28 protein-coding genes and 1 pseudogene are annotated in these 25,741 nt (G+C 33.4%); 5 read left to right on the plus strand and 24 right to left on the minus strand.

What is annotated here, in order from left to right:
* Positions 1–184 precede the first annotated feature (184 nt).
* Positions 185–1,207 (minus strand): ferrochelatase, encoded by a 1,023-nt coding sequence (gene hemH / locus MQX03_RS11485; RefSeq protein WP_242803303.1) that lies wholly within the window; start codon positions 1,205–1,207, stop codon positions 185–187.
* 82 nt (positions 1,208–1,289) lie between these two features.
* The gene (locus MQX03_RS11490; protein ID WP_129534863.1) at positions 1,290–2,168 is read right to left on the minus strand and encodes a NifU family protein; all 879 of its coding nucleotides are present in this window, start codon (positions 2,166–2,168) and stop codon (positions 1,290–1,292) included.
* A gap of 149 nt (positions 2,169–2,317) precedes the next feature.
* On the opposite strand from MQX03_RS11490, the gene MQX03_RS11495 reads away from it, so the two are divergent.
* The gene (locus MQX03_RS11495) at positions 2,318–2,833 is read left to right on the plus strand and encodes a gamma carbonic anhydrase family protein (RefSeq protein ID WP_242803304.1); all 516 of its coding nucleotides are present in this window, start codon (positions 2,318–2,320) and stop codon (positions 2,831–2,833) included.
* Positions 2,834–2,914: 81 nt separating this feature from the next.
* Here MQX03_RS11495 and MQX03_RS11500 read toward each other — a convergent pair whose 3' ends face one another.
* Positions 2,915–3,361 (minus strand): hypothetical protein, encoded by a 447-nt coding sequence (locus MQX03_RS11500; protein ID WP_242803305.1) that lies wholly within the window; start codon positions 3,359–3,361, stop codon positions 2,915–2,917.
* A gap of 70 nt (positions 3,362–3,431) precedes the next feature.
* Here MQX03_RS11500 and MQX03_RS11505 point away from each other — a divergent pair, with 70 nt between their 5' ends.
* Positions 3,432–5,558 carry a helix-turn-helix domain-containing protein gene (locus MQX03_RS11505; protein WP_242803306.1) on the plus strand — a complete coding sequence of 709 codons (2,127 nt, stop codon included), beginning with the start codon at positions 3,432–3,434 and terminating at the stop codon, positions 5,556–5,558.
* A gap of 25 nt (positions 5,559–5,583) precedes the next feature.
* Here the strand turns inward: MQX03_RS11505 and MQX03_RS11510 are convergent, their stop codons facing one another.
* Complete coding sequence (locus MQX03_RS11510) at positions 5,584–6,018, minus strand: hypothetical protein (protein WP_242803307.1); 435 nt, start codon at positions 6,016–6,018, stop codon at positions 5,584–5,586.
* A gap of 37 nt (positions 6,019–6,055) precedes the next feature.
* Entirely contained in the window at positions 6,056–6,547 is a 492-nt protein-coding gene (locus MQX03_RS11515; protein WP_242803308.1) for a hypothetical protein, read from the minus strand.
* A 193-nt stretch (positions 6,548–6,740) separates the two neighbouring features.
* Between MQX03_RS11515 and MQX03_RS11520 the strand changes: the two genes are divergently transcribed.
* Together MQX03_RS11520 and ribB are read left to right on the plus strand one after the other, a co-directional pair.
* Positions 6,741–7,739, plus strand: coding sequence for an LLM class flavin-dependent oxidoreductase (locus MQX03_RS11520; protein ID WP_242803310.1), 999 nt, complete (start codon positions 6,741–6,743; stop codon positions 7,737–7,739).
* A 71-nt stretch (positions 7,740–7,810) separates the two neighbouring features.
* Positions 7,811–8,932 carry a 3,4-dihydroxy-2-butanone-4-phosphate synthase gene (gene ribB / locus MQX03_RS11525; protein ID WP_129534855.1) on the plus strand — a complete coding sequence of 374 codons (1,122 nt, stop codon included), beginning with the start codon at positions 7,811–7,813 and terminating at the stop codon, positions 8,930–8,932.
* A 61-nt stretch (positions 8,933–8,993) separates the two neighbouring features.
* On the opposite strand, the gene fmt is transcribed toward ribB, so the two are convergent.
* The 5 genes from fmt to folK all read right to left on the minus strand — a co-directional run bounded on the left by fmt (position 8,994) and on the right by folK (position 15,083).
* A complete protein-coding gene (gene fmt, locus MQX03_RS11530; RefSeq protein WP_242803312.1) occupies positions 8,994–9,941 on the minus strand; it encodes a methionyl-tRNA formyltransferase in 948 nt (315 codons plus the stop codon).
* Positions 9,942–10,062: 121 nt separating this feature from the next.
* Positions 10,063–11,964, minus strand: a complete 1,902-nt coding sequence (locus tag MQX03_RS11535) for a RecQ family ATP-dependent DNA helicase (RefSeq protein ID WP_242803314.1) — start codon at positions 11,962–11,964, stop codon at positions 10,063–10,065.
* Positions 11,965–12,039: 75 nt separating this feature from the next.
* Positions 12,040–13,497, minus strand: a complete 1,458-nt coding sequence (locus MQX03_RS11540) for an OmpA family protein (protein WP_242803315.1) — start codon at positions 13,495–13,497, stop codon at positions 12,040–12,042.
* A 53-nt stretch (positions 13,498–13,550) separates the two neighbouring features.
* Positions 13,551–14,648: an OmpA family protein gene (locus tag MQX03_RS11545; RefSeq protein WP_242803316.1), complete on the minus strand. Its 1,098-nt coding sequence runs from the start codon at positions 14,646–14,648 to the stop codon at positions 13,551–13,553.
* 21 nt (positions 14,649–14,669) lie between these two features.
* Positions 14,670–15,083: a 2-amino-4-hydroxy-6-hydroxymethyldihydropteridine diphosphokinase gene (folK, locus tag MQX03_RS11550; protein ID WP_242803317.1), complete on the minus strand. Its 414-nt coding sequence runs from the start codon at positions 15,081–15,083 to the stop codon at positions 14,670–14,672.
* 18 nt (positions 15,084–15,101) lie between these two features.
* Between folK and sppA the strand changes: the two genes are divergently transcribed.
* Positions 15,102–16,856 carry a signal peptide peptidase SppA gene (gene sppA / locus MQX03_RS11555; protein ID WP_242803318.1) on the plus strand — a complete coding sequence of 585 codons (1,755 nt, stop codon included), beginning with the start codon at positions 15,102–15,104 and terminating at the stop codon, positions 16,854–16,856.
* Positions 16,857–16,927: 71 nt separating this feature from the next.
* Here sppA and MQX03_RS11560 read toward each other — a convergent pair whose 3' ends face one another.
* From MQX03_RS11560 to MQX03_RS11630, 14 genes and pseudogenes are all read right to left on the minus strand, one after another.
* Entirely contained in the window at positions 16,928–17,185 is a 258-nt protein-coding gene (locus tag MQX03_RS11560; protein ID WP_129534848.1) for a GlsB/YeaQ/YmgE family stress response membrane protein, read from the minus strand.
* 55 nt (positions 17,186–17,240) lie between these two features.
* Positions 17,241–18,194: a signal recognition particle-docking protein FtsY gene (ftsY, locus tag MQX03_RS11565; protein WP_229985877.1), complete on the minus strand. Its 954-nt coding sequence runs from the start codon at positions 18,192–18,194 to the stop codon at positions 17,241–17,243.
* A 106-nt stretch (positions 18,195–18,300) separates the two neighbouring features.
* Positions 18,301–18,453 carry a DUF4295 family protein gene (locus MQX03_RS11570; protein ID WP_082002123.1) on the minus strand — a complete coding sequence of 51 codons (153 nt, stop codon included), beginning with the start codon at positions 18,451–18,453 and terminating at the stop codon, positions 18,301–18,303.
* Between the two features lie 19 nt (positions 18,454–18,472).
* Positions 18,473–18,655: a 50S ribosomal protein L33 gene (gene rpmG / locus MQX03_RS11575; protein ID WP_027373683.1), complete on the minus strand. Its 183-nt coding sequence runs from the start codon at positions 18,653–18,655 to the stop codon at positions 18,473–18,475.
* A 3-nt stretch (positions 18,656–18,658) separates the two neighbouring features.
* A complete protein-coding gene (gene rpmB, locus MQX03_RS11580) occupies positions 18,659–18,901 on the minus strand; it encodes a 50S ribosomal protein L28 (protein ID WP_034760742.1) in 243 nt (80 codons plus the stop codon).
* Between the two features lie 543 nt (positions 18,902–19,444).
* A pseudogene (locus tag MQX03_RS20635) lies at positions 19,445–20,138 on the minus strand (IS1 family transposase).
* A 134-nt stretch (positions 20,139–20,272) separates the two neighbouring features.
* Positions 20,273–20,614, minus strand: a complete 342-nt coding sequence (locus MQX03_RS20530) for a hypothetical protein (protein ID WP_317224569.1) — start codon at positions 20,612–20,614, stop codon at positions 20,273–20,275.
* A 10-nt stretch (positions 20,615–20,624) separates the two neighbouring features.
* The gene (locus MQX03_RS11600) at positions 20,625–21,056 is read right to left on the minus strand and encodes a hypothetical protein (protein WP_242803322.1); all 432 of its coding nucleotides are present in this window, start codon (positions 21,054–21,056) and stop codon (positions 20,625–20,627) included.
* Positions 21,057–21,066: 10 nt separating this feature from the next.
* Positions 21,067–22,173 carry an RHS repeat-associated core domain-containing protein gene (locus MQX03_RS20535; RefSeq protein WP_317224570.1) on the minus strand — a complete coding sequence of 369 codons (1,107 nt, stop codon included), beginning with the start codon at positions 22,171–22,173 and terminating at the stop codon, positions 21,067–21,069.
* Between the two features lie 23 nt (positions 22,174–22,196).
* Positions 22,197–22,658 (minus strand): hypothetical protein, encoded by a 462-nt coding sequence (locus MQX03_RS11610; protein WP_242803324.1) that lies wholly within the window; start codon positions 22,656–22,658, stop codon positions 22,197–22,199.
* Entirely contained in the window at positions 22,648–23,691 is a 1,044-nt protein-coding gene (locus MQX03_RS20540; protein ID WP_317224571.1) for an RHS repeat-associated core domain-containing protein, read from the minus strand. Before MQX03_RS20540 ends, MQX03_RS11610 begins: the two co-directional genes overlap by 11 nt.
* 70 nt (positions 23,692–23,761) lie before the next feature.
* On the minus strand, positions 23,762–24,205 hold the full coding sequence (locus tag MQX03_RS11620) for a hypothetical protein (protein ID WP_242803325.1): 444 nt from the start codon (positions 24,203–24,205) through the stop codon (positions 23,762–23,764).
* Positions 24,206–24,480: 275 nt separating this feature from the next.
* Positions 24,481–24,963 (minus strand): hypothetical protein, encoded by a 483-nt coding sequence (locus tag MQX03_RS11625; RefSeq protein ID WP_242803327.1) that lies wholly within the window; start codon positions 24,961–24,963, stop codon positions 24,481–24,483.
* Position 24,964: 1 nt separating this feature from the next.
* Positions 24,965–25,741: hypothetical protein (locus MQX03_RS11630; protein ID WP_394801745.1), on the minus strand; the 777-nt coding region annotated here is incomplete at its 5' end.

Consider the following 25,741-nt stretch of genomic DNA (forward strand, 5'->3'; position numbering starts at 1 on the left):
TTTTGATAGGGTAAAAGTACAAAAAAATATTAAAAAACAAAATTTACCCCTATTAAATTTTAAATTATTTTAAAATAAATGCATTTTTAATTAAAGAGACTGTCTTTTTTAGGGGGTGTTGCTGAAATAAATAAAAAAAGGACATCTGATTGCTCAAATGTCCCATATATTTTTTAAATTAAATTTAAACGAAATAAAACTCGTTCAGTTTTTCCTCACAGAGTGTTTTTACAACATCGATCCATCGGTCTTCATCATTCAGACAAGGAATGTAATGGAAATTTTCACCGCCACCATGCTCAAATTGATGTTTTCCTTCGACTGAAATCTCTTCCAAAGTTTCAAGACAGTCGGAAACGAAAGCCGGGCAAACAATCGCAAGGTTTTTAATTCCTTTTTTGCCGATGGTTTCCAAAGTTTCATCGGTATAGGGTTCCATCCATTTATCTTTCCCTAATCTTGATTGGAAGGTTACCATCACTTTTTCTTTTGGTAATCCCAATTTTTTAATCACAGAATTGGTCACATCAAAACATTGATGACGATAGCAAAACTGGTGGCTCGGATTGTTTTCACGAGAGCAACAATCGTTCAAATTGCAGGTATTCGTAGGATCGGTTTTATAAATATGTCTCTCAGGAACTCCATGATAAGAAAATTGTAATGCGTCGAAATTTTCAGGAAGCTTTTCTCTGATGCTTTCTGCAAGACAGTCGATGTAAATTTCTCTGTTGTAAAAAGGCTGGATGTAATTGATTTTAATTCCCGGAAATTTCTTTTTTCTTACTTCTTCTGCTTTTTCAATCACCGTTTCAGTTGTACTCATCGCATATTGCGGGTACAATGGAAATAAAACAATTTCCGTTACACCTTGGTCAGCTAACTTCTGAATTCCGGCTTCAATGCTCGGTTGTGCGTATCTCATCCCGATTTCTACGGGAACGTCAACCAATTTCTGAAGTTTTTTCTGAATTTTCTGAGTGATGACAATCAAAGGCGAACCTTCATCTGTCCATACTGTTTTGTAAGCTTCCGCAGATTTTGCAGGTCTTGTATTTAAAATAATTCCCTGAACCAAAAGTGCACGGAAAAACCATCGGTAATCAATCACTTTTTCGTCCATCAAAAATTCATCAAGATATTCTCTGACATCGGGTACAGAGGTAGATCTTGGTGAACCAAGATTGACTAATAATATTCCTTTCATTCTATATTGGTAATAATTAATGGGTGTGAGTTATATGATTTAGGTAAAATATTACTTATTACCTATTACTCATTACTAATATTTATCCGTTTACTGCCTCTACTCGTTCTACTAAATCCGGTAAAAATTGTTTCAGAATATTTTCTATACCGCCTTTCAGTGTAGCTGTAGAACTTGGGCATCCCGAACAAGCACCCTGTAAAAGCATTTTTGCTGTTTTTGAAGATTCGTCATATTCCATTAAAGATATTTTCCCTCCGTCATTTTCTACTGCAGGAGCAACATATTCATTTAAAATATCAGAAATTTTCTGTTCGTTGTCTGTATAATCTCTGTTGATGATATTCTCAACCGGACTTTCATGTTTCTGAGCGACAATATTTGAAATTTCTCCACCACTTTGAAGATATTCAGCGATAAAACCACGTACAGCCATCATTACCTGATGCCATTCCACAGAATTGTCTCTTGTGACAGCCACAAAATTGTCTGAAATGAAAACTTCTTTAGCAAAATCAAAATCTTTGAAAATAGCCTGAGCCAAGGGAACTCCCTCTGAAGTTTCTCTTGATTTTACTTCCACAAAACCTTCCATCAGCACTTTGCTGGAAACGAACTTCATCACATTAGGATTTGGAGTCATTTCAGCATAAATCTGAATCATTTCTTTTTTCTTTTGAAGGTAAATTCTTGGGTTAGCCAAAAGTTCGTCCTCAATTACATTTTTTAGGTTTTCGGCAATGTGTTCCCATTCTACAGTATCTTGTTTTGCAATCGCAACAAAATTAGCAGTAATGAAAATTCTTTCCACAAAAGGATAATTGAAAACTTCCTGTGCTAAAGGTATTTCTGATATATCTGAATTTCTGTCCAATTCTAAAGACCCTGGAATCAAATTGTAATCAGCTACAAATTTCATCACTTTTGGGTTTTCTGTTGGCTCTATAAGAATAGTATGCATTTTTTCTTTAAATTTGAGATACAAAAATACGGATTTAGAACTTAGAAGTCGGAGGTTAAGAGTTAGATTTTTGCTATCACTGTAATTTACAATTTGTGATTTCATGTTTAATTTTTAATTGGCTCATTATCAAATTTCAAAATAAAAATATGGCTTTAGTAAAAGAACTTTTAGGAAAAGCACCGCAAATCGGAGAAAATACTTTTTTGGCAGAAACCGCAACGATCATTGGAGATGTTGTCATGGGAAAAGACTGTAGTATCTGGTATAATGCGGTCATCAGAGGTGATGTGAATTACATCAAAATGGGAGACAAAGTCAATGTACAGGATAACGCCATGCTACATTGCACTTTCGAAAAATTTCCTTTGGAAATCGGAAATAATGTTTCTATCGGTCATAACGCCATCGTTCACGGATGCAGAATTAAAGACAATGTTTTAATCGGAATGGGTTCTATCGTGATGGATGACTGTCTGGTTGAGGAAAACTCTATCGTTGGAGCAGGTTCTGTAGTGACGCAAGGAACACATATCAAATCCGGTGAAGTTTGGGGCGGAGTTCCGGCAAGAAAGATTAAAGATATATCAGCTGATTTACTTGAAGGCGAAGTAAACAGAATCGCAAATAACTATGTGAAGTATTCTTCTTGGTATAAAGAATAATTTATTCAATTCTTATAAATAAATACAAAAGCTCTGAACTAAATTTTAGTCAGAGCTTTTATTGTATTTAAAACTATTTAGTTACGGATAAATCAAAACCGCTTTTTCGGCTTGACATTTCACGCCCGTAGGTTCTGCTGCCATCATACAATCTGAGGTAATGTTGTATTTCTTATTAAATTCAGACATCTTTTGGGTGTATTCTTCAATTTTAGGAAGAATGGTTGCTTCATTTTTCTTTGGATAAGCAATATATGAAACCGGTCCGCCACAAGCTTTTGTTCCCAAAGGTGAGAATGCCCAATCTGCAGCATTTGTACATTTTTCTTTAGTAACCATTGATTCTATTGAGGCTTTTAGTTTATCTAATTGCGCTTCATCATATTTCTGAGAACTCTCATCTGCAGGTCTTTCTGAAATATCCTTAGGCATTTCCGCTGGATCATTATTTTGTGCAGATTTACACGAAAAGATCGTAAGACTTACAAACAATACAAGTGTAGGGATTTTGATTAACCAGTTTTTCATAGTTAGATTTTTATTTTTTTAAGGTCATCAAATTTCGTTCCTTATTTTCATTTTTCGTAATTTTGCAGCGATGAATAATCATTTTTTTGACTTAATAGAACATACCAACCGAAGCGTTTTTCTTACCGGAAAAGCAGGAACGGGAAAGACAACATTCCTTAACGAATTTGTAAAAAAGACCAGAAAAAAACACATTGTCGTAGCTCCTACCGGGATTGCTGCAATCAATGCTGGTGGCGTAACCATTCATTCAATGTTTGGTTTGCCTTTGCGTACTTTTTTGCCTACAACAGACAGAATTGATGGAAGTTTGGGAAATAATATTGCTGACCTTCAACAACATTTCAAATACAGAAAAGATAAACTAAAGCTTTTGCGTGAGGTAGAGGTTCTGATTATTGATGAGGTTTCGATGTTGCGTGCTGATGTTTTGGATATGATGGATTTTTCCCTGCGATTTATCCGTAGAAATAATCAGCGTTTTGGCGGTGTTCAGATGTTATTCATCGGAGATTTGTATCAGCTTCCGCCAGTGGTGAGAGATGAACATATCTTAAAAATGTTTTATCAGTCACCTTTCTTTTTCGACAGTCTTGCGATAAAAGATATTCCTTTGTTGACGATTGAACTGACGAAAGTTTACCGTCAGACTGATGAAAATTTTCTTGAAATTTTAAATTCAATCCGTGACGGAGATGTTGCGAATATCGATTTTGAACATTTAAATGAAAGATATAATCCTGATTTTAATGCAGGTGAAGATTCATACATTTATCTCTGTTCGCACAACAAACTGGCAGACGACATCAATCAGGAGAAATTGGCTGAAATTAAAGTGAGTCCAGCTACTTTTGAAGCGAAACTTTTTGGTGAGTTTAAAGAAAATCAATATCCGAATGAGCAGTTTTTAGAATTGAAAATTGGTGCTCAGGTCATGTTTATCAGAAATGATATTTCCGGTGAAAAGAAGTATTTTAACGGAAAAATTGGTGAAATTTCTGCCTTAGACGAAAAGGAAATTAAGGTTGTTCTTGAAGGGAGTGAAAGAGAAATTATCGTAAAAAGAGAGGTCTGGGAACAGAAAAAGTATTCTTTAGACGGCGAAAAAAATATTAAAGAAGAAGTTTTAGGAAGCTTTGAGCAATTTCCTATCAAATTGGCTTGGGCGGTGACAATTCACAAAAGTCAGGGTTTGACGTTTGATAAAGTAATTATTGATGCCGGGAAAAGTTTCACGGCAGGTCAGGTTTATGTGGCATTGTCGCGTTGCCGAACTTTGGAAGGAATTGTTTTAAAATCTAAAATTACTCCTGAAGTTATCTTTAAAGACAACAGGATTCTGCAGTTTCAGGGTGATACTTTTGCCAATGACAATGTTGAGGAAATTCTGAATAGAGAAAAATACGATTACAGCATCAGAAAAGTGCTTCGTTCGGTAGATTCTCAGTGGCTTTTAAAAGAAGTAGAACTGTGGAATAACCTATCAATTACTACAAAAAGTATCGACCACGCAAAATCCAAACAATTGTATCTCCAATTGAAGCGTGATGTTCTTAATTTGGGTAAAATTTTCGAGAAACTAGAACGAGTTATTTTCCAGAAAGTCAATAATTTCATCAACCAAACCGAAGAGTGGAGCGAGATTGAAAGTAAAACCAAAGGTGCTGTCAATTTCTTTTTCAGCGAAGTGAAAGACAAAATTTTTAGTCCGTTGAAAGAATTTTATTCTGAAATAAAAGGGGTAAAAGGTCTGAAAAATTATAATGAAGAATTGAGAAGCTGGCTGGAAGATATTGAAGAATATCTGAATAGTTTAAAAACCGTCCATCTTTTGGAAACGAAACTTTTAGACGAAAAAAACGATAAGGAAGTCAGCATGAAAATTGCGAAAGTTCCTTCTCAGGTTCTGACTTTCCAGCTGTTTGAGCAAGGAAAAACTATTTCAGAAATCGCTTTAGAAAGAGGTTTGGTCAAAGAAACGGTTTTGGGACATTTAGCAAGATTTGCCGAACAAGGCTTGCTTGATTTGTCAAGAGTAATTACTTCAGATAAAATTAAAACTTTCGAAAAAGCTTTTAAAACCGATCCTAAAGAAACTTTAAACGAATGGAAAACTGCGTTGCCTAATGATTTTGATTTTAATGAAATCAGGATTTTGATTAATCATTTTAATTTTTTGAAGGAAAAAGGGAAATAATTTATAGGAACTCTTTAGCTTTGAGTCATTTTTTCAAAATACGATTGATTCGATAACCTACAATCTTTATAATTCCATTTTCTTTATGCATAGAAAATATTTCTTCTGTTTTGCCGGATTCTCTGGTAACTTCATAGACTAAGAGATATTGGCTTTTTTCATCTGAACCCTTTACAACCAAAGTCTCCCAATGTTTTATGTTATATTCTTTGATTACGCCATTTTCCTGCTGTGCAGTAAGTATCAATTCATCTAATTGATCTTTGTTTGTGATTTCGAAAAACACATCGCTGAATAAGTCGTAGATTTTGTCTTTATTTGAACCATATAATATTTCCCAATATAATTTGCTGGTAATTTCTTGTGCATCATTTTTATCTGATTCTCTGTTTGAAAATGTTTGATTAAAAGTGCAACTTACTAATAAAGTTAAAGTGACGAAGAGTAAAAATTTTTTCATAAAGTATTTTTAATATTTCAAGCTTTTCTTAGGATAATTAAAGTTCCTCACTAAGATAATCATAATCTTCAAAATTCAATAATAATTCAGATTCTGCTTCATTAGTAATTACTTGATTGGAATAACAAGATGTGCAAACTTTTATAACCTTGAGGATTTTATTTTGTTGTTTAAAAATAATAAGATCTCTAAAAACTTTTTTGCAGGCAGTTTCATAATTGTTTACACTTTCCTTTTTTGTGGTTAAAAACTTTGAGATTTCTAAAATTCTGTCATTCTCCAAGTTGATTTTTTTATATCCTGCATTTTTTAGCTTAGAAATAAATTCTGGATTAATTTCAGAACTTTTAGTTTGTCCAAAAATTAAGTGATATTCAAAATCTGAAATTTTTTTATTATTTAAATATTTATTCTTTTTTAGTTTATAAATCTCAACGATAACAGGAGTTTGAATTTTATCAGTCTTATCAAAATTTAAGAAAACCGCGGAAACAATTGCCAAGAGAATTTTAAGCTTAAAAAACTTCATTGAATTAAGATTTAAATAGATTGGTTAAATTAAGAAATTAAAATGATGATATTTCTATTATAAATAGAGAAATCATTCTTCAATAGCTTTTTCCCTAGCACGCTCATAATTCCTATCAATTACAAAAAGTAACTAATACGACTTAATAGCTTTAAATTTGTATTTCATTTTCCTAAAAGAAAAATGTTTAAATATGAAAAACTTTGAAATATCTGTTTTAGACCTTGCTCCCGTAAAGCAAGGAAAAAGTATTCACGATACTTTTCAGGACAGTCTGTCTTTAGCAAACTTTGCTGAAAATTTAAATTATAAAAGATTCTGGCTTGCCGAACATCATAACATGGAAAGCATTGCCAGTTCTGCAACCTCAGTTCTGATTGGTTTTATTGCCAACGGAACGAAAAAAATCAGAGTAGGCTCCGGTGGAATTATGCTTCCGAATCACAGTTCATTAATTATCGCCGAACAATTCGGGACATTAGAGTCACTTTTCCCTGGAAGAATAGATTTAGGTTTAGGAAGGGCTCCCGGAACAGATGGTTTAACGGCACAAGCTTTGGGAAGAAATCCAGCTATCATCAATGAACAGTTTCCGAGACAGATTTTAGAATTACAAAAATATTTTTCCAAAGAAAACTCAAATGCTTTGGTTCGTGCGATTCCTGGTGAGGGTTTAGATATTCCGATGTATATGTTGGGTTCAAGTACAGATAGTGCTTGGTTGGCTGCAGAATTAGGATTGCCCTATGCTTTTGCAGGACATTTTGCTCCCGAACAAATGGAAATAGCTTTTAAAATTTACAGAGAACATTTTGAGCCTTCAAAACATTTAGACAAACCTTACATTATTGCCTGTGTGAATGGAGTAGCCGCAGAAACTTCTGAAGAATCGCATTTACTTTCCACGACATTGTTTCAGGCATTTATCAACATCATCAGAAACGACAGAAAACCTTTTCCGGCACCTGTTGAAGATATGGATGCAATCTGGTCAGCAATGGAAAAGTCGATGGTTTTACAGAAACTGAAATTCAGTTTTATTGGAAATCAATCTGAAATTGCGGAACAGCTTAAAGCCTTTCAGGAAAGATATCAGGTAGATGAATTAATGATCAATTCTCACATCTACGATCACCAAAAAAGGCTAGAATCTTATGAGATTATTAAAAGAGCAGTAGACTCGTTATTCTAAGCTTAACAAACCATCCATATTAATTGTTGATGCTTATTTTTATGAGTATCTTTGCGAAAATTAAAGTAAAAATGTCAGATTTGAAGTTAAATACTATTCCAGAGGCTATTGAAGACCTTAAAAATGGTAAAATAATTATAGTGGTAGACGATGAAGACAGAGAAAATGAAGGAGATTTTCTTTGTGCTGCCGAATTGACGACTCCTGAGCTCATCAATTTTATGGCGTACCACGGAAGAGGGCTTATTTGTATGCCGCTTCCTGAAAAAAGATGTGACGAACTCGGTTTAGACATCATGGTAAGCAGAAGCAGCGACCCTAAAGAAACTGCGTTTACCGTATCGGTTGACCTTTTAGGTGACGGTACTTCTACCGGAATCTCTGCAGGTGACAGAGCTAAAACAATTTTGGCTTTGATGGATGAAAAGGCTAAACCAACAGATTTCATGCGTCCAGGACATATTTTCCCGCTTCGTGCAAAGAAGGGTGGAGTTTTGAAAAGAGCAGGACACACAGAAGCTGCAATTGATCTGACTTGCCTTGCAGGTTTGAAAGAGGGCGGTGTGATCTGTGAGATTATGAATGAGGATGGAAGCATGTCTCGTTTACCGGAATTGTATGCTTTTGCACAAAAGCATGATATGAAAATTGTTTCTATTGAAGACTTGATTCATTACCAGCTTAAAAAAGGAAACCTTATCGAAAGAATCGAGGAAAGAGAAGTGAAAACCGCTTATGGTGATTTTGATTTCTTAGCTTTCAGAGAAACTTCTAACGACCAGATTCACTTTGCTTTAACGAAAGGTTCTTGGACCGTTGATGAGCCTGTTTTGGTAAGAGTACAATCTTCTGATTCTTATTTTGACGTTTTGACGAGATTGAATAATGGTGAAAAACCTCAATTGGAGAAAGTAACCAGCATGATCAATGAAGCTGGTAAAGGAGCGATTATTTTCATTAATAATGTATCTAATTCTGAAAATACACTGAGAAAATTGCAACAGTTCTTAAACTATCAGGATGGTCAGCAAAAACATCCGACTGCCGCTTTCAATTATAGAGATTACGGTATAGGAACTCAGATTTTAAAGAATTTAGGAATCAATAAATTTAAAGTGATTACTCAGAATCCTAACGTAAAACCTCAGGTTGGAGGTTATGATGTTGAGGTGACAGAGATGGTTCAGCTTTAAAAATGAATTGACTTCGAATAAAATTCACAATTAAAACATATAAAAAAATGGCTTGAGTACATCAAGCCATTTTTATTTCGTCGAAATTCCTAAATCCGTTGAGGAAATCTTTGACGTTCATTCTTTTCTTTCCTTCTAACTGGAGTTCTGAAGGATAATAAATTCCGTCTTTTGTGTAAATTTTAAATTCACTTTTAGAAATATCTGAAGTTCCGGAAGTTTTCCCATGATCAACAATTTCAAATTTCCCACCGTAAATTTTTAGGCCTTTTTCATCTTCTCCGATTTTCAAAGTAGTGAAAGCTGCTGGATAAGGTGACATTCCTAAAATAAACTGATGAACTTCCTTTGAATTTTTACTAAAGTCAATTCTTGTATCTTCTTTAAAAATTTTAAAGGCATTTTTAGGCTGTTCAACGTGGGGTTGAGGTTTTTCTGTGATTGAATTTTCAGATAAACCGTCTAGCGTTTTTACAATTAATTTTGCGCCCATTTCCATGAGTCTATCGTGGAGATTTCCAGCGTTTTCATCTGGCAAAATTTCAATCTCCTCTTGTAAAAGAATATTTCCTTCATCAATTTTTTCGTTGATGAAAAATGTAGTTGCTCCTGTTTTTTCTTCTCCGTTAATTACAGCATAATTGATGGGTGCAGCACCACGATAATCAGGGAGTAATGAAGCATGAAGATTGAAAGTTCCCAGTTCAGGCATTTCAAACAAGATTTTCGGCATCATTCTGAACGCAACGACAACGAAAACATCCGCATTTAAACATTTAATTTCTTCTAAAAATTCAGGATTTCTTAATTTTTCGGGCTGCAAAACATGCAGATTATTTTCGACAGCGTAAATTTTTACTGCAGATTGATTGATTTTCTGTCCACGCCCGCTCGCTTTGTCAGCAACGGTTACTACGCCTACAACTTCATGATTTGATTGATGAATGGCTGCCAAAGCAGTTTTAGCAAACTCAGGTGTACCAAAAAAAACGACTTTCAATGATTTCATAATGCAAAGATAAAGGTCTTTGATTTATTTAAAAAATTAAAAGGTTTAAAGATTAAAAATGAAAAGTCTTTAATTTTACCTATTACCTATTACCTATTACCTATTACCTATTACCTATTACCTATTTAAGGGCGTACGTTCTAAAGTTCAGCATTTTTACTTTTCCTGAATCGAGAAGAAATATGAGGTTTTCTAAAATATCTTCCTTTGAATGAAAATTTAACTGAATCGAAAGTTCTTCGATTGTAGCTGGTTTTTTAGCCAATAAACCTGTGATTTCTGAAGATATACTTTTCCCAAATATAGAACGTTTATTTTTTTCGCAAACCGTGCACTGTCCACAGTTTTTTGAATTTTTCTCTCCAAAATAGGCAAGAATCAGTTTCATTTTACAGTAGGTAGAATCTTCGATGTAGAATTTCATCTCTTCCCACTTCTGAATTTTATTTTTTTGAATTTGTTCAAAAAGTTTCCAATAGATACTGTTGGTCACTCTTTCATCTCTTGGCTTAAGAAATTTTATACTTGCCAAAGCTCCGTCGATATATTCAAGATAATTTTTCTGTTGCAGTTCTTTTAATCTTTCTTTAATCAAATGAATACTTACTCCGATTTTATCGCTGACTTTTTGTTCGCTGAACATCACTTTATGCGTTGTAATTCCTGAGATTGAGCGAAGGAGAAGTTCAATAAAATAAGCATCTTTTTGAGGTATCTGATCAATTTCGTCAGCTTTTATTGAAAGTTCTAACGATGATAAACTCTTGTTGCTGTTGTAATAAATAATCTCCTGAGTATGAAGGAAATTTAATACGTTTTTAATTTTAGCTGTTGAAAGTTTTGTGAAATTTTGAATACCTGAAATATTTAATTGAAAAACTTTTTCGGGAAGTTCAAATTCAGCCACCTGAAACTTAGAATATAGAAAGGAAATAATTTTCAAAAACTCAGCTTTATTCGGAATTTGATTTCTTAAAATCTGATCAAAATTTAAAATTTCCTGTTGATCCCAAAGCATGAACGCAAAACTTTTCTTGCCATCTCTTCCGGCACGCCCGATTTCCTGATAATAATTTTCTATCGACTGAGAAGGGGAGAAGTGAATAACGAAGCGCACATTGTCTTTATCAATTCCCATCCCGAAAGCGTTGGTGGAGATCAGTACATTTTGGTCGCTGTTATTCCAAGAATTCTGTTTTTCGTTTTTTTCTTTCGTCGTTAATCCGGCATGGTAGTAATCTACGTTGGTTATTTTATTTCTATGAAGATATTCTGTGAGCTGCTCAGCATCTTTTCTGGTTCGCACATAGATGATTCCAGATTCTTTAGCATATTTTAGAATATTAAAAATCCTTTGGTATTTATCTGAGATTTCTTCCGAAAAAATTTTAATATTATCTCTTTTAAAACTTTTCTGAAAGACGTTCGGTTTTTTTAATTCAAGCTTATTTTTTATTTCCTCTAAGACTTTTGGTGTTGCTGTCGCCGTTAAAGCAAGACAAGCTATTTCAGGATTGTTTTTTCTGAAATCTTTAATGTTTTGATAACTCGGTCTGAAATCTTGTCCCCATTCTGAAATACAGTGTGCCTCATCTACCGCAATAAATGAAAGCTGTATCTCTTCTATTTGCTGAATAAAATTAAAGTTAGTCAATCTTTCTGGTGAAACGTAAAGGAGTTTCGTTAAACCGTCTTTACAGCGGTTATAAATAACTTCCGCATCAAAATCATCGAGTTCTGAAGAAAGATATTCAGCTTCAATTCCTCTAAATTTTAACTGATTGACCTGATCTTTCATCAAAGCCAACAACGGAGAAATAACCAAGCAAACGCCTTCCCTTAACAAAGCTGGAAGTTGATAACAAAGAGATTTTCCTGCACCGGTTGGTAAAAGAACCAAAGTGTCATTTCCCGTAATCACAGAATCGATGATGTCCCCTTGAGAATCTCTAAAGGTTTCATAGCCCCAAAAATGTTTAAGGGTTTTATTTTTCAGTTCTTGGAAATCGTGAGAAGAAATCATACTGTAAAAATATAGAAACTAATTTAACAAAAAAAGTCACGCAATGCGTGACTTTTAAAATATATAAGAAGTTTATTATTTAGCTTCGAAATAAACTCTTCTGTTTGCTCTGTTTTTCCATTCAGGACATTTAGTAGCAGGATCACACTCAGGGTATTTAAGGTCTTTTTCACCTCTACCTACAGCGTTGATCTTAGAAGAATCTACACCATTTTTGATCAAATAGTTTTTCACACTGTTTGCTCTTCTTTCAGATAGCTTTTGGTTGTAAGCATCAGAAGCTCTTGTATCAGTTGCTCCAATTACAGTATAAGCACCGTTAGAAGAATTGATATAACTAACAGCATTGTTAAGGATTGGTGTGTTTGAAGGTAAAATTCTGTCAGAATTTAAATCAAACTCAATTCCAGTCATTTCTCTTTCTTCTACAACTACTTTTCCTGGTACTTCTGTAGGAGTAAGAGGACATCCATCGTTTTCAACAGGTCCAGGTACTGTAACACACTTATCGTGAAGATCGATAACACCATCTAAATCTGCATCAAGAGCAACACCTGCACCATCTACTCTTGCACCGGCAGGAGTATCAAGTTGTCTGTCCCAATCGTCACAAACTCCGTCGTTATCTGCATCACCTTTCTTACAAACCTCGATATCTTGGTTTTTATCAGCCAATACATCTAGTTTATAATAAATCTCTTGCAATGGGTCATGCCACATTAAGTGAGATTCATGTTTTCCTAATTTTAAAGATAAACCTACAGTAGCATTGAAGAAGTTGTCTGAAATCTGATCTTCTCTTTTGTTGATATCACTGTATTGTGCACCTCCACCGTCGAATTCATCATCACCTGTGTAAACATACATCAATCTAGTTTCAAGATCTAATCTTCTGTTTACTTTAAATTTAAGTCCTGCACCGGCTTGACCGAAGAATGAACCAAATTTAAAAGGCTTAACTTCTGTCATTAATCTCTGGCCAGATAAATCTTTTTGATAAGCTTTGTATGCTAATGTACCAACACCTGCATAACCGTGTAATGCCCACCTGAAAGTAGATTTATTATCAACTCTTCTTAGAAGATTTGAGAAATTAATATCTCCCAGTATTGAGATTGCATCATATTGAGTTCTTGCACCTACTTGCTGATACGTAGAACCTGCAGGAGCAGAATCTTTAGTATTAAACCAACCTTGTCTTGTTTCACCTCTATCATACTGTAAGTTAATGCCAAAAGCATGAGTGATCGCTTTGTCAACACTTACATAAGCAGAATAACCGAAAAGATTTTTTCCGTTACCGTTTTTTATAGAGGTTAAATCTGCAGACTGTACTAATGGTACACCTGCACCAAATGAGATAGCCCAATCATTGAATCTTTTAGATTTTTGTGTAAATGGGGATACATTAGCAGACCCAGATGAGAATGTATTTGGATATCCTTCATTTGAAACTACCGCTATTGAGTCTTGTGCAAACGCTACAGTAGGAACTGCAAACGCAAATGCAACAATTGCTAAACTTAATTTCATAGTGTATTTTTTATTTAGTTAATTAAATGATTTGTTATTATTTGATAATATGATTATTTGGGACAACCATTATTATCAGCAGGTCCTGCAACTGTAACACACTTATCATATAAGTCAATTACACCGTCAAGATCTAAATCTAATGCTACACCAGAACCGTCAACTCTCGCTCCGGCAGGTGTATTCAATTCTCTGTCCCAGTCATCACAAACACCGTCGTTGTCATTATCACCTTTTTCACATACTACAAGTTCATTTGAAGTGTTTTCTAACACATGAGTTCTGTAATATATTTCTTGTAAAGGATCATGCCAAGATAGGTGAGTCTGATGTTTACCTAATTTAAATGATAAACCTAAATTAAATGTCATCATAGCATCTGAATAAGAATCATTAATTAAATTATAATTGATTCTGTCCCCAGTTGGTGTTTCAAGCGCTCTACCTTCACCACCGCCATCGAATTCTTCATCTCCACTGTTGATGTACATCATTCTCGCTTCGATGTCAATTAGTTTAGAAACATTATATTTCAAACCAAGACCAGCTTGTACGAAAAATGATTCAATTCCTAATTTCTGATCAATTGCAATTGGGATTCTTGGTGGGCTAGTGCTCCATCTGGAAGCGTCGCTGTCAATCAATTCAGTTTTATATCCCATGAAACCTGCTCCCAAATATCCATGAAGAGCCCATCTGTAAGGAGAATGATTGTCAACTCTTCTTAATAAATTAGATAAGTTAACATCTCCTAAAACGGAAACCTGATGAAATTCAGTCCAAGCTGTACCTACACCTGCAGCAGGATTGTTCGGTAATTTAGCTTGTTGGTTTGTTTTACCCATTGAGTATAACAAACTAAGACCAAAAGTATGCGAGATCTGTTTATTGATACTTGCATATCCATTCCATCCCCAATTTACTTTTCCATCATAAAATGATGTTACGTCTGCAAATGTCATAAATGCAGGACCTCCACCGATCGATACAGACCAATCGTTGAACTTTCTTGCTTTATTGTCAAATTTTTGAATATTCGCAGAACCAGAAGAGAAAGTATTGGGATACTGGTCTGTGGTATTAACCGCAATACTGTCTTGAGCATAAGTAGCAATGGGCAATGTGGCCAATAGTAGTAAACCTAATTTCATACAATACGTTTTATGTTTTTATTAAATAAATTTTTTTAATAATATTTTAGAAAATTCCCTTTCAAAAAGATGTTTCTTATGAGGGATTTCTAACCTTTCTGAAGTGAATTTTAACTCATTATACTTAATGATGTCAATATCGATAATTCTATCTGTGTAGCTTCCTGATATTTTCGAATCATTAAGTCTCCCCATTTCAATTTCTATTTTTTTTATATAATTAAGTAGCTGAATTGGTGAAAAATGAGTAAATATTATTGTTGCAATATTACAAAAATTATTGGAACTAACAAACTCTACAGCCTCGGATGTTAAATATTCACTATTTTGTAATATATCACCTACCTCTTTTAGTCTTTCTAAAGCAGTGTCTAAATTATTTTTTTTATCACCAATGTTACTTCCTAGTAACAAAACGACCTTATGTTGCGACATATTGAAAAATGATTATTTATGAAGAGTTTCTTTAAAAATGTATTGGCAAATATAGTAGCAATTATGATACTATGTGCTGTGTTTTTCTTCTTTTTTATCGTCATGATTGCATTTGGATCGATGAGTGGCGAGCAATCTGTGAGTGTGAAAAAGAATTCTGTTTTAACAATTAATCTTAAAACAGATATCATCGACAGTCCTACAGAAGAGCAGCAAAGTATTTTCAATATGAACAAAAAAAATACAAGTATACTTATATATGATGCGTTGGAAGCAGTAAGAAAAGCTAAAAATGATGATAATATTAAAGGTATTAGTATAGAGGTTGATAATTTGAATGCAGGAATTACACAGATCGATGATTTGAGAGCTGCTATTCAGGATTTTAAAAAGAGTGGAAAATTTGTATATGCTTATGGTAATACAGTTTCGCAGTCTTCTTATTATTTAGGATCAGTTGCTGACCAATATTATTTGAATCCGTCTGGTGGAATTGAGCTTAAAGGTCTTGCTACTGAAGTAACATTCTTTAAAGATTTTGCTGAAAAATATGGAATCGGAATTGAAGTAATCCGTCACGGAAAATTTAAATCCGCAGTTGAACCATTTTTAAGAAATGATATTTCTCCCGAAAATAAAGAACAACTAAGCACACTTCTTAATGATATTTGGGATAATACTTCTTCCAAAATTGCAGCTTCAAGAAAAATGGATGTAAGCCAATTCAAAACTGTTGTCGATAGTTTATACGGAATGATTCCTGACTTAAGCTTGCAGCATAAATTAACAGACAAACTCATTCAAAAGGCTGAGTATGATGAAATCATTAAAACAAAATTAAGCTTAAAAGGAGATGATAAATTAAATAAGATCTCTTTAACAAAATATATCGATTCTTACTCTGATAAAGATAAATCAGGAGAAAAAATTGCAGTATTATACGCATCGGGTTCTATCAATAATGGTGATGAATACAGTGATATTTATTCTGAAAAATATATTAAATATATTAAAGAACTTCAGGATGATGACAAAATCAAAGCTGTTGTTTTGAGAATTAATTCTCCAGGAGGAAGTGCAAATGCTTCAGACGAAATTTTATTTGAACTTCAACAATTAAAAAAGAAAAAGCCACTGATTGTGTCTTTCGGAGACTATGCGGCTTCGGGCGGATATTATATTGCAATGGCAGCTGATAAAATCTATTCAGAACCCAATACGCTTACAGGATCAATCGGGGTGTTTGGAGTGATGCCTTACTTTAAAGATTTGGCCAACAGAAACGGTGTGCGTTCTGATATTGTTGCGACCAATGCCAATTCTGCATATTATTCTTCATTAAACGGATTGACGCCTTACGGAGTAAACCTGATGACCAGAAGTGTAGAAGGAACTTACAAGAGATTTGTGCATTTTGTAACTCAAAACAGAAAAAAAACTTTTGAAGATATCGATGCAGTAGGAGGTGGTAGAGTGTGGAGTGGTACTCGTGCAAAGCAAATAGGATTAGTAGATGAATTAGGAAGTCTGGAAGATGCTGTAAAATTTGCAGCACAAAAAGCAAATTTGAAATCATACAACGTTTCTTCTTATCCTAAAAGGATGACCGCATTTGAGCAGATATTTTCAGATTTAAATGAAGATGACATTTCTGCAAGAGTGATTAAAAATAAAATTGGTAAAGCAAACTATGAAATTTTAGAGCAGATTACAGATAAGAAACTGAAGTCTGAGGTAAAAATGGAAATGCCTTATCAGATTAAAATAGACTAAATTATATTGTTCATAAAAAACCCCGATTTGAAAATTTCAAATCGGGGTTTTTGTTTTTTCTAATGAAAGTTTTATTTCTTAGTAGCCATTCCGTAAAGCCAAAGAACAAGGATTGCACCACCAATAGCTAATGCCCAGCTTCTGAAATCCCAAAAAGTTCCAATGTCTCCCCAATGTAAAATATAAACGCCGATAAGGCCTCCAACGAATGCACCTACGATACCTAAAATAATCGTAATTAGCCATCCGCCACCTTGTTTTCCTGGCATAATCAATTTAGCAAGTGCTCCTGCTATCAGACCGAAAATAATCCATGTAATGAATCCCATAGTTTTAATTTTTTTTAATGTTAGTAAGTGTGTTTATTATTCAAAAGATATTAAATTATCTCTTCTTGAAAAATGAATCTACAAACTCTGTACCATTAAATAATTGAAGGTCCTGCATTTTTTCGCCAACACCAATGTATTTCACAGGAATCTGAAACTGATCAGAAATTCCGATTACTACACCTCCTTTTGCCGTTCCGTCTAATTTTGTTACAGCTAAAGCATTTACTTCAGTTGCAGCAGTAAACTGTTTTGCCTGCTCAAAGGCGTTCTGACCTGTAGAACCATCTAATACTAATAAAATCTCGTGTGGAGCGTCAGGAATTACTTTCTGCATTACTCTTTTGATTTTAGAAAGCTCATTCATCAAATTGATTTTATTGTGAAGTCTTCCTGCGGTATCAATGATTACCACGTCTGCATCTTGAGCAACTGCACTTTGTACAGTATCGAAAGCAACAGACGCCGGGTCTGAACCCATTTCCTGCTTTACAATTGTTACTCCGGCTCTTTCGCTCCAAATCGTAAGCTGATCTACGGCCGCAGCACGGAAGGTGTCTCCTGCACCTAAAATTACTTTTTTCCCGTCAGCTTTAAACTGATGGGCTAATTTTCCGATTGTTGTGGTTTTTCCTACACCATTTACCCCGACAACCATGATGACGTAAGGTTTTTTTGAAGTGTCGATATTTCCGGTATTTGCCTGTGGATTTTCTAGAAGCAATCCTGAGATTTCCTCACGGAGAATACGATCCAATTCGCTTGTATTGACGTATTTGTCTCTTGCAATACGTTCTTCTATTCTCTGGATGATTTTGATGGTGGTAGACGCGCCTACATCGGAAGCGATAAGTATTTCTTCAAGATCATCAAGCACCTCGTCATCTACTTTGCTTTTGCCGACTACGGCTTTAGTCATTTTTTCAAAGAATCCCTGATTAGATTTTTCCAAACCTTTATCTAAAGTTTCTTTTTCTTCTTTTTTAAAAATATTTTTAAACCAACTCATCTTAGAATTTTGATTTTTATAAGCTTACTTTGTCTTGTACACACAAAGATAACAAAAAAACTACCCAAAATATGAGTAGTTTCTGTATTGTAAATAAAGTAACTGATTATTTTTTCAAATAAGCGTCAACTTCGTCTGCATTCATTACTTTTTCTTCGAAAACGTAAGCTTCTGATTTAGAAGACTTCACCATTTTCACAACTTTAGTCATTTTTTTTGACTGTCCGCTTTGTAGGGTTGCTACTACTTTCTTTGCCATGGTAAATTATATTTATAAATTACTTGATTTCTTTGTGAAGGGTAGATCTCTTAAGAACCGGATTGTATTTTTTCAATTCCAATCTTTCTGTAGTGTTCTTTTTATTTTTTGTAGAAATGTATCTAGACATTCCTGGCATACCACTTTCTTTGTGCTCTGTACATTCAAGAATTACTTGAACTCTATTTCCTTTTTTTGCCATGATTTAGTTCTTTTTAATCAATCCTTCTCTGATGCCTCTTTCGATAGCTTCTTCGATTCCAATCTTGTTAATGATTCTCAATCCATGAGCTGAAACTTTTAGCGTAACGTGCTTGTCTTGCTCTGGAAGGTAAAATTTCTTTTCCAATAAGTTAATTTCAAAACGACGCTTCGTTTTGTTATTAGCGTGGGAAACGTTGTTACCAACCATTGCACGCTTTCCTGTTATCTGGCAAATTCTTGACATATCTCGATGTTCTTATTTGTATAATATTTGAGGTTGCAAAATAACGAATAATTTTTTAGACAGACAAGTTTTATGCAAAACTTTTATAATAAATATTTGTCTTTTATTTTTATTTTGAGCCAAATTAAATTTAATAATTCCTTGACAGAGCACTTTTAACGCATTTCAAAAATAAATTGATGTGAGAATTAGGTGTTATAATTCTTATTTAAAGAGATGCAAAAATAAAGCTTTAATTATATTAAATGAAAACCCGTTGTGTATTTTGGATTATTGTTTTTCGAAAATAAGTGAAATGGCTTTGTTTAGCCTGATGTCAGTGTTTTTTTTACAATTCTTTGTATAACCTTGCGTTTTTTTATCGCTAGGAAAGACAATTTTTTTATAATAAATCTTATTTTTTAAGATAAACAATGGCGTTTCACTTAGTAAAGAAATACAAAGACTTTAATTATCAGTCACTTGACGGTATCTGCAAAATGCACAACGGGTTAAATGAAATTCTTATTCTAGTCTTTGGAGAGATTTTTTTCATAATTAAAGCTATGACCAGAAATATATTTTCAAAATAGCATTAAGCATCAAAACATTTTTACTAAAGCAGATTGTCTTTCTGTTCAGTCTTTTTAAATGAGTTCTGATACTCAGGTTTTTTCTTTCAATAGAATTGGTTCCAAATCTTTTGGTCTGATGAATTTCTTTTGGAATTAAATATTGGTAGTTTCTAAGCTTATCAGTATAAATTTTTTCAGGATTAGAATTAAGCAGCGTGGTTATTACAGCCTTTAAGGTTTTGTTTGTCCTTTTACCTATGTAAAAGCCAGCCAATATTTTACTTTTTTTATCAATAGCATAAACCAACCAGGTTTGATTTTTTTCTGATGAAAAATCTCATTTCATCGAGCTCATAAGATTGATAAAATGAAATTTTAGGTTGACTTATATCGTCTGCAATCTTAATAATTCTTCTAAGTAAAGTTGTGGTAGAAATGTTTAAAACTCTGGCTGTACTTCTGATTCCCATTCCTTCATTTGTCAGTTGAATTATTTGTGAATTAATATTCTTTTTATAGGCTTTATAACTGTAAAACTCTATAAATCTTTTATTGCAGCTTTTACAGATGTACTGTTGTTTTTTAGTTTTTGTAGTTCCGTTTTTAATAATTTTTTTTGAATAACAGTTTTTGCAAATTCCTGTATCACTAACTCTGATACACGAGGAATGATCTTCAATCATTTAGATTTATTTTTATCGCCAAAAATAAACAAGAGTAGGGAATGCCTACTCTTGTTTTGAGTGTTTTGTTTTTGATGGATATTGAAAATCAGTGAGTTGTATTTTTGAAAATGCTCATCACTAACTCTGGAACATTACCCGAAAGGATAGTAGGTATTGTTGGCAACAATCTCTCCCGGAATAAAATATTCAATACAATTTCCATCATAGCATTCCCTGATTCTCTCATCTCTGTCTTTGATGCTTCCGTCATGGTCTGAATCTGCATAGCTGATACGCACATTTCCCAAATGATCAACATAATTGTATACATATAAATTAAGAAGAGCATCGTAATATCCCTCAGATGTCGGAATAATTCTTAATTTCATCCCGGTAGTCGTCGTATTACCGGTCTCATCTTCCCACCAATTGGTATATTTATACTGAAAACCGTCCAGATAATTGGTTTCTACAGTTCCAAAGAGCTTCTTCATTTAGGATTGCTCAGTCATTTTGATAGCACACACCTCGAATATAAGGCGTAATATATATATTCCAGATAATACCAGAATCTCTTTCGAAACGAACAGGTTCCCTTCCATATCTCATTACACCACCATAATCCAAATAATTTACTTTAGGGCGAATTCCTTTTAACTTAAGTGAATAAAATTTATTTTTTATAAGAGGTTCACAAGGTTTTAATATTTCTTTTTTAGTAGCAATTTTAAAAATTGAATCATTTTTCTTAACATAAAAGATATTGTTATACTTGTATGTGGAGGTATCAATCCTGATTAATTGATATTGTGCTAGTGATATTGTGTCAAAATCTTTTTTTGTATGTATTTTCGGTTCTGTGTATGTGTATCTTTTCTTGAAGATAGAACAACTCACTACAAAAGATAAAAGTATTATAGTAATTAAATATTTCATAAATAGTTTTTTAAGGATAAGTCCAAAGTATGTCTTTCTTTTTTGTGCCATCATTTATATAAATTTTTCCTTTACCTCCCACTGGTATATTTTCAGATTCATTACCGTCCTTATCTGTAAAATCAGAATAAGGAGTTCCCGACTGTGGCGAAATAGTTTCTGTTTCATTATGAGCAGCTTCATATATAGAACCTGCTGTTGCAGAACCTCCAGAAGAGATTCCAGATTTTTGAACCATCAGTCCTGCTATGTAAGATTCTAATATTTCGTGTAAAGTCGTAGCACCTGGTTTACCAGCATTATCATCCATTTTCTTTAGAGCTTCTGGATTAAGCGATTGGTTTGTTGTAACAGCTTTCTTTCCATCTACTTCTGTTGAGCCTACAATAGCATTTTCAAATACTCCTATGTTAGGAGATTTAGATTTAGTAAGTTTATCATCTGTAGCTGCAATTTGTACTTGAATAGAACTGTCTGTTGTCGCATCTAAAAGTTTTTGGGATTTAGCACTAAGTGTTTTTCCTTTTACTGCAGTTGCTTTTACTTTTCCGGTTTCATTGTTCATTGTTAACTTCAATTCTCCACTTACAGATTTTCGAAGTTCTTTCAAAGTTTCTTGTGATTTATTTCCTTTAATGATTACATCATAAACTCCCCGTCCATCAGGGTCAATAAATTTCATAGGATTGTTCACAGCATAATTATAAGTTGACCATCTTCGATACTTCTCCGCCAGCGGATCCACCACACCCCATCGTCCGATATCCGGCATATATTGACGCCATCCATAATCGTACATTCCTGTCTCTTGGAGTTCTTTTCCGTTGTACTTATATTTATAAGCATTCGAACTATTTACCTGATTATTGTGATCGAACAACATTCCGAAAGGATAATAAGTGTTGTTGGCAACTACTTCTCCCGGAATAAAATAATCAAGACAATGACCATCCGAACATTCCCTTATCCTTTCATCCCTGCCTTTGATGCTTCCATCGCGATTAGAATCTGCATAACTTATTCTCACATTTCCTAGATGATCCGTATAATTATATACATATAAATTAAGAAGGGCATCGTAATATCCTTCAGATGTAGGGACAATTCTCAATTTCATTCCGTCATTCGCATATTATCTGCCTATTCAAATTTCATTGAGAAAGTAGATTTAATAGTCACATAATACTCTTTATCTTTAGCAATCTTTGAAAATTTTCTTCTATTTTCTTTTTTGCTTAAACTATATATATTAATAATAATGTACTCTTGTTTTAAATATACTTTTGGAAGGTTTAATTTGTAATTGGCTTTAATAAAGTAACTTTTATTTTTGCTCAAGATTGAATTAGTTATATCAATATTAACATTTTCCTCTTTATTATTCAAAATCTGATCATATTCCGAATAACTCAAATTTAAATTACCAACACTATACTTTGCAATAATTGGTTTTAAAGTATTAATCTTAAATTCTTCAACTGATATACATATTTCGTTATCAATTATAACAATCATATTAATTCTTTTATCTTGAGACATTACCATATTAGGTAGAAATATTATTATTAATAATAATATTCTTAGTTTTATTTTATTCTGCATTTCTATTAAGAATATTTATAATTACTTGTTTAGTTAACTTCATAGAATTAGATATATTACCCCCTCTGTAAATAGCAGCACCTACAGGTCTAGAATCACTGAAAGTACCGTCAGAATTTCGTGTTATATTGTTATCATTACCAATTTGTAGCCTTCCTACAATTATATTCGTGCCTTTGCCAGAAAAAGTTCTATCATCGACTCCAGGAGTAGGAGTTAAAGCATTAAAAGGATATGCTAACCCATTACTTCCAACAAAAATACCAGCAGGGTGAAGATGTATTGTTGTATGTGTTTTAGCATTAGTAGGTACTAAAGCCGGTGCAGTTCCAACATCATTTGCATCAATTGTAGGTAAAGGACCCGTTTCTCCTTTAGAGATTATACCATCTCCTTCAATTGATGAAGATTCTTCCCTAAATCCACCATTTGCATCGCCTCTATCCAAAACAGCTAAAGATTCTTTTAATGTATAATCAGGAGGAACAATCATATCAGAATTCAATTCACTTAATTTGTCTATAGAAATACTTTCACCTCTTCTTTTTGCATCTCTTATTGCTCTTTGATCATCTCTGTTAGTAATCATCAAAGTTCCTTCATCTGTAGTTCCGTCGGTCCCAATTTTATTTCCTTTTTCATTTACATAATCAATTGGATCTCTACCATCCGGATCTATGAATCTTATCGGATTATTAAACGCATAATTATAAGGGCTATGTCTTGTCATTTTCTCCGCGAGCGGATCAACAACGCCCCATCTTCCAACATCCGGCATGTAAAAACGTGCGCCATAATCATACATTCCGGTCTCTTGGAGTTCTTTGCCATTGTACTTATATTTATAAGCATTCGATCTATGTACCTGATTATCATGATCAAACAGCATTCCGAAAGGATAATAAGTGTTGTTGGCAACAATCTCTCCCGGAATAAAATATTCAATACAATTTCCATCATAGCATTCCCTGATTCTCTCATCTCTGCCTTTGATGCTTCCGTCATGGTCTGAATCTGCATAGCTGATACGCACATTTCCCAAATAATCAACATAATTGTATACATATAAATTAAGAAGAGCATCGTAATATCCCTCAGTGATTCTATTTAACTATCTCACCATTTCGTTTAAACCTTATTTGAAATCCGTGATCTCGAATACTTATTGCCGTCTTAATCGCTTTTTCCGTTCCAAGCTTTTTAATCACATTTTTACCTTTTTCTGGATAAGAAAATATATGATCAATAGATAAATAAAGAGGTATTATTAATTGTTTTTCTAAAAAAACAGATCTATTGCTATGCTTCAACCAAAATTTTTCTGATTCATTGTAATCCGTTTTTAAGTATATTACGAAAGTATCTTCGTTCTCTTTGTCTAAAACAAAAAAGATGTTTTTTTCTTTTTTCTCCGTTTTTTGCACTTCTTTATAGAGAATTTCTTTTACAGAAGCTGGTAAAAAATAGATTATATCTGAAGGTTTTTTTTGTGCAAGACAATTACTCACAAAGAAGCTAAGTACTAATATTAATATAATTTTTTTCATTATTATCTTTTTTGCTTGTCAATATATTTTCTTAAACATCCATCAATAAAGCAAACCAACACCCCTGATACATTACTAGTTTCTTGCCGTTGTACTTATATTTATAAGCATTCGAGCTATATACCTGATTATTATGATCAAACAGCATTCCGAAAGGATAGTAGGTATTGTTGGCAACAATCTCTCCGGGAATAAAATAGTCAATACAATTTCCGTCATAGCACTCACTTATCCTTTCATCCCTTCCTTTTATATTTCATTGTAATCATAGTGCGCTAATTTGAAGAGCATCTCTTTTGCTCTTGAGTTAGTTTTTTTTGAACTCTTCTCATGCTGCCTCCGGGAGTATCATATTCGTAAGTATATGATTTATTGGCTAAAGGATTATAGATTTTTTTATATTTTTTATCATCTGTATTATAAACATAGAGAATAACATACGGTTGATCCAACCAGCTCAATTTAAAATCTCCTATTTCATACATTTTTGATTTTGATTGCTCTTTACAAATTTTCGAGAAAGTAAATTGAAAAGATTTAATTTTATTATCCTTTAATATCTCATAATCAGATTCTTTAAGTTCGAGATTTCCAGGCTGGAAATTACAGGTTATATTTTTTCCATTTTCCATATTTATTTTGATATATGAATATTTCACAACTTCTCCATCAACTAATATGATGATATTAGCTTTTTTATTTTGAGCACATGTATAGAAACTTAAACATATACAAAATATGTAAACAATTTTTTTCATATTATTTTTCTAAAATTCTTTTAACAGCTTTGTCTTCAAGTTTTAATGGTTCACGATAAGAGCCATTATAAATAACAATTCCATTTGGCATTTTGTCAATTCTAACATTCGTTTGTCTTGTCATACTATCAAAGACTTCAACACCAGTTGCTGGGCCTAATGGACCTACTATTATATTAGTCTTATATTGTGAAAATGTTGAAGGATCTAAAGGACCTGGTATTGTCGCATCTCCGGAATAAATCTTTCCTTGAACTACTTCTGCTTCTGTAAGATGAGAATGAATAGTCACTTCCACGTCAGATATTGTTTTTCCTGAAGGAAGATCAGGTAATTTTGTAGTTGCAATGGTTTCAGCTTCCTTATGAGCATCATTGTATATAGAACCTGCAGTACCAGAGCTACCTGAAGAAATACCTGATTTTTGAACCATCAGTCCTGCTATGTAAGACTCTAAGATTTCGTGTAAAGTTGTTGCGCCTGGTTTATTATAATTATCGTCCATTTTCTTTAGAGCTTCTGGATTAAGCGATTGGTTTGTCGTAACAGCTTTCTTTCCATCTACTTCTGTTGAGCCTACAATAGCATTTTCAAATACTCCTATGTTAGGAGATTTAGATTTAGTAAGTTTATCATCTGTAGCTGCAATTTGTACTTGAATAGAACTGTCTGTTGTCGCATCTAAAAGTTTTTGGGATTTAGCACTAAGTGTTTTTCCTTTTACTGCAGTTGCTTTTACTTTTCCGGTTTCATTGTTCATTGTTAACTTCAATTCTCC

Origin of the sequence: Chryseobacterium aahli (genome assembly GCF_022699665.1) — a bacterium.
Classification (GTDB): Bacteria; Bacteroidota; Bacteroidia; order Flavobacteriales; family Weeksellaceae; genus Chryseobacterium; species Chryseobacterium aahli.

Bases quoted from the DNA above. Each gene is read 5' to 3' on its own strand.
- hemH (WP_242803303.1), bottom strand. From the start codon at position 1,207: ATGAAAGGAATATTATTAGTCAATCTTGGTTCACCAAGATCTACCTCT.
- MQX03_RS11490 (WP_129534863.1), bottom strand. From the start codon at position 2,168: ATGCATACTATTCTTATAGAGCCAACAGAAAACCCAAAAGTGATGAAA.
- MQX03_RS11495 (WP_242803304.1), top strand. From the start codon at position 2,318: ATGGCTTTAGTAAAAGAACTTTTAGGAAAAGCACCGCAAATCGGAGAA.
- MQX03_RS11500 (WP_242803305.1), bottom strand. From the start codon at position 3,361: ATGAAAAACTGGTTAATCAAAATCCCTACACTTGTATTGTTTGTAAGT.
- MQX03_RS11505 (WP_242803306.1), top strand. From the start codon at position 3,432: ATGAATAATCATTTTTTTGACTTAATAGAACATACCAACCGAAGCGTT.
- MQX03_RS11510 (WP_242803307.1), bottom strand. From the start codon at position 6,018: ATGAAAAAATTTTTACTCTTCGTCACTTTAACTTTATTAGTAAGTTGC.
- MQX03_RS11515 (WP_242803308.1), bottom strand. From the start codon at position 6,547: ATGAAGTTTTTTAAGCTTAAAATTCTCTTGGCAATTGTTTCCGCGGTT.
- MQX03_RS11520 (WP_242803310.1), top strand. From the start codon at position 6,741: ATGAAAAACTTTGAAATATCTGTTTTAGACCTTGCTCCCGTAAAGCAA.
- ribB (WP_129534855.1), top strand. From the start codon at position 7,811: ATGTCAGATTTGAAGTTAAATACTATTCCAGAGGCTATTGAAGACCTT.
- fmt (WP_242803312.1), bottom strand. From the start codon at position 9,941: ATGAAATCATTGAAAGTCGTTTTTTTTGGTACACCTGAGTTTGCTAAA.
- MQX03_RS11535 (WP_242803314.1), bottom strand. From the start codon at position 11,964: ATGATTTCTTCTCACGATTTCCAAGAACTGAAAAATAAAACCCTTAAA.
- MQX03_RS11540 (WP_242803315.1), bottom strand. From the start codon at position 13,497: ATGAAATTAAGTTTAGCAATTGTTGCATTTGCGTTTGCAGTTCCTACT.
- MQX03_RS11545 (WP_242803316.1), bottom strand. From the start codon at position 14,648: ATGAAATTAGGTTTACTACTATTGGCCACATTGCCCATTGCTACTTAT.
- folK (WP_242803317.1), bottom strand. From the start codon at position 15,083: ATGTCGCAACATAAGGTCGTTTTGTTACTAGGAAGTAACATTGGTGAT.
- sppA (WP_242803318.1), top strand. From the start codon at position 15,102: ATGAAGAGTTTCTTTAAAAATGTATTGGCAAATATAGTAGCAATTATG.
- MQX03_RS11560 (WP_129534848.1), bottom strand. From the start codon at position 17,185: ATGGGATTCATTACATGGATTATTTTCGGTCTGATAGCAGGAGCACTT.
- ftsY (WP_229985877.1), bottom strand. From the start codon at position 18,194: ATGAGTTGGTTTAAAAATATTTTTAAAAAAGAAGAAAAAGAAACTTTA.
- MQX03_RS11570 (WP_082002123.1), bottom strand. From the start codon at position 18,453: ATGGCAAAGAAAGTAGTAGCAACCCTACAAAGCGGACAGTCAAAAAAA.
- rpmG (WP_027373683.1), bottom strand. From the start codon at position 18,655: ATGGCAAAAAAAGGAAATAGAGTTCAAGTAATTCTTGAATGTACAGAG.
- rpmB (WP_034760742.1), bottom strand. From the start codon at position 18,901: ATGTCAAGAATTTGCCAGATAACAGGAAAGCGTGCAATGGTTGGTAAC.
- MQX03_RS20530 (WP_317224569.1), bottom strand. From the start codon at position 20,614: ATGAAGAAGCTCTTTGGAACTGTAGAAACCAATTATCTGGACGGTTTT.
- MQX03_RS11600 (WP_242803322.1), bottom strand. From the start codon at position 21,056: ATGAAATATTTAATTACTATAATACTTTTATCTTTTGTAGTGAGTTGT.
- MQX03_RS20535 (WP_317224570.1), bottom strand. From the start codon at position 22,173: ATGAAATTGAGAATTGTCCCTACATCTGAAGGATATTACGATGCCCTT.
- MQX03_RS11610 (WP_242803324.1), bottom strand. From the start codon at position 22,658: ATGCAGAATAAAATAAAACTAAGAATATTATTATTAATAATAATATTT.
- MQX03_RS11620 (WP_242803325.1), bottom strand. From the start codon at position 24,205: ATGAAAAAAATTATATTAATATTAGTACTTAGCTTCTTTGTGAGTAAT.
- MQX03_RS11625 (WP_242803327.1), bottom strand. From the start codon at position 24,963: ATGAAAAAAATTGTTTACATATTTTGTATATGTTTAAGTTTCTATACA.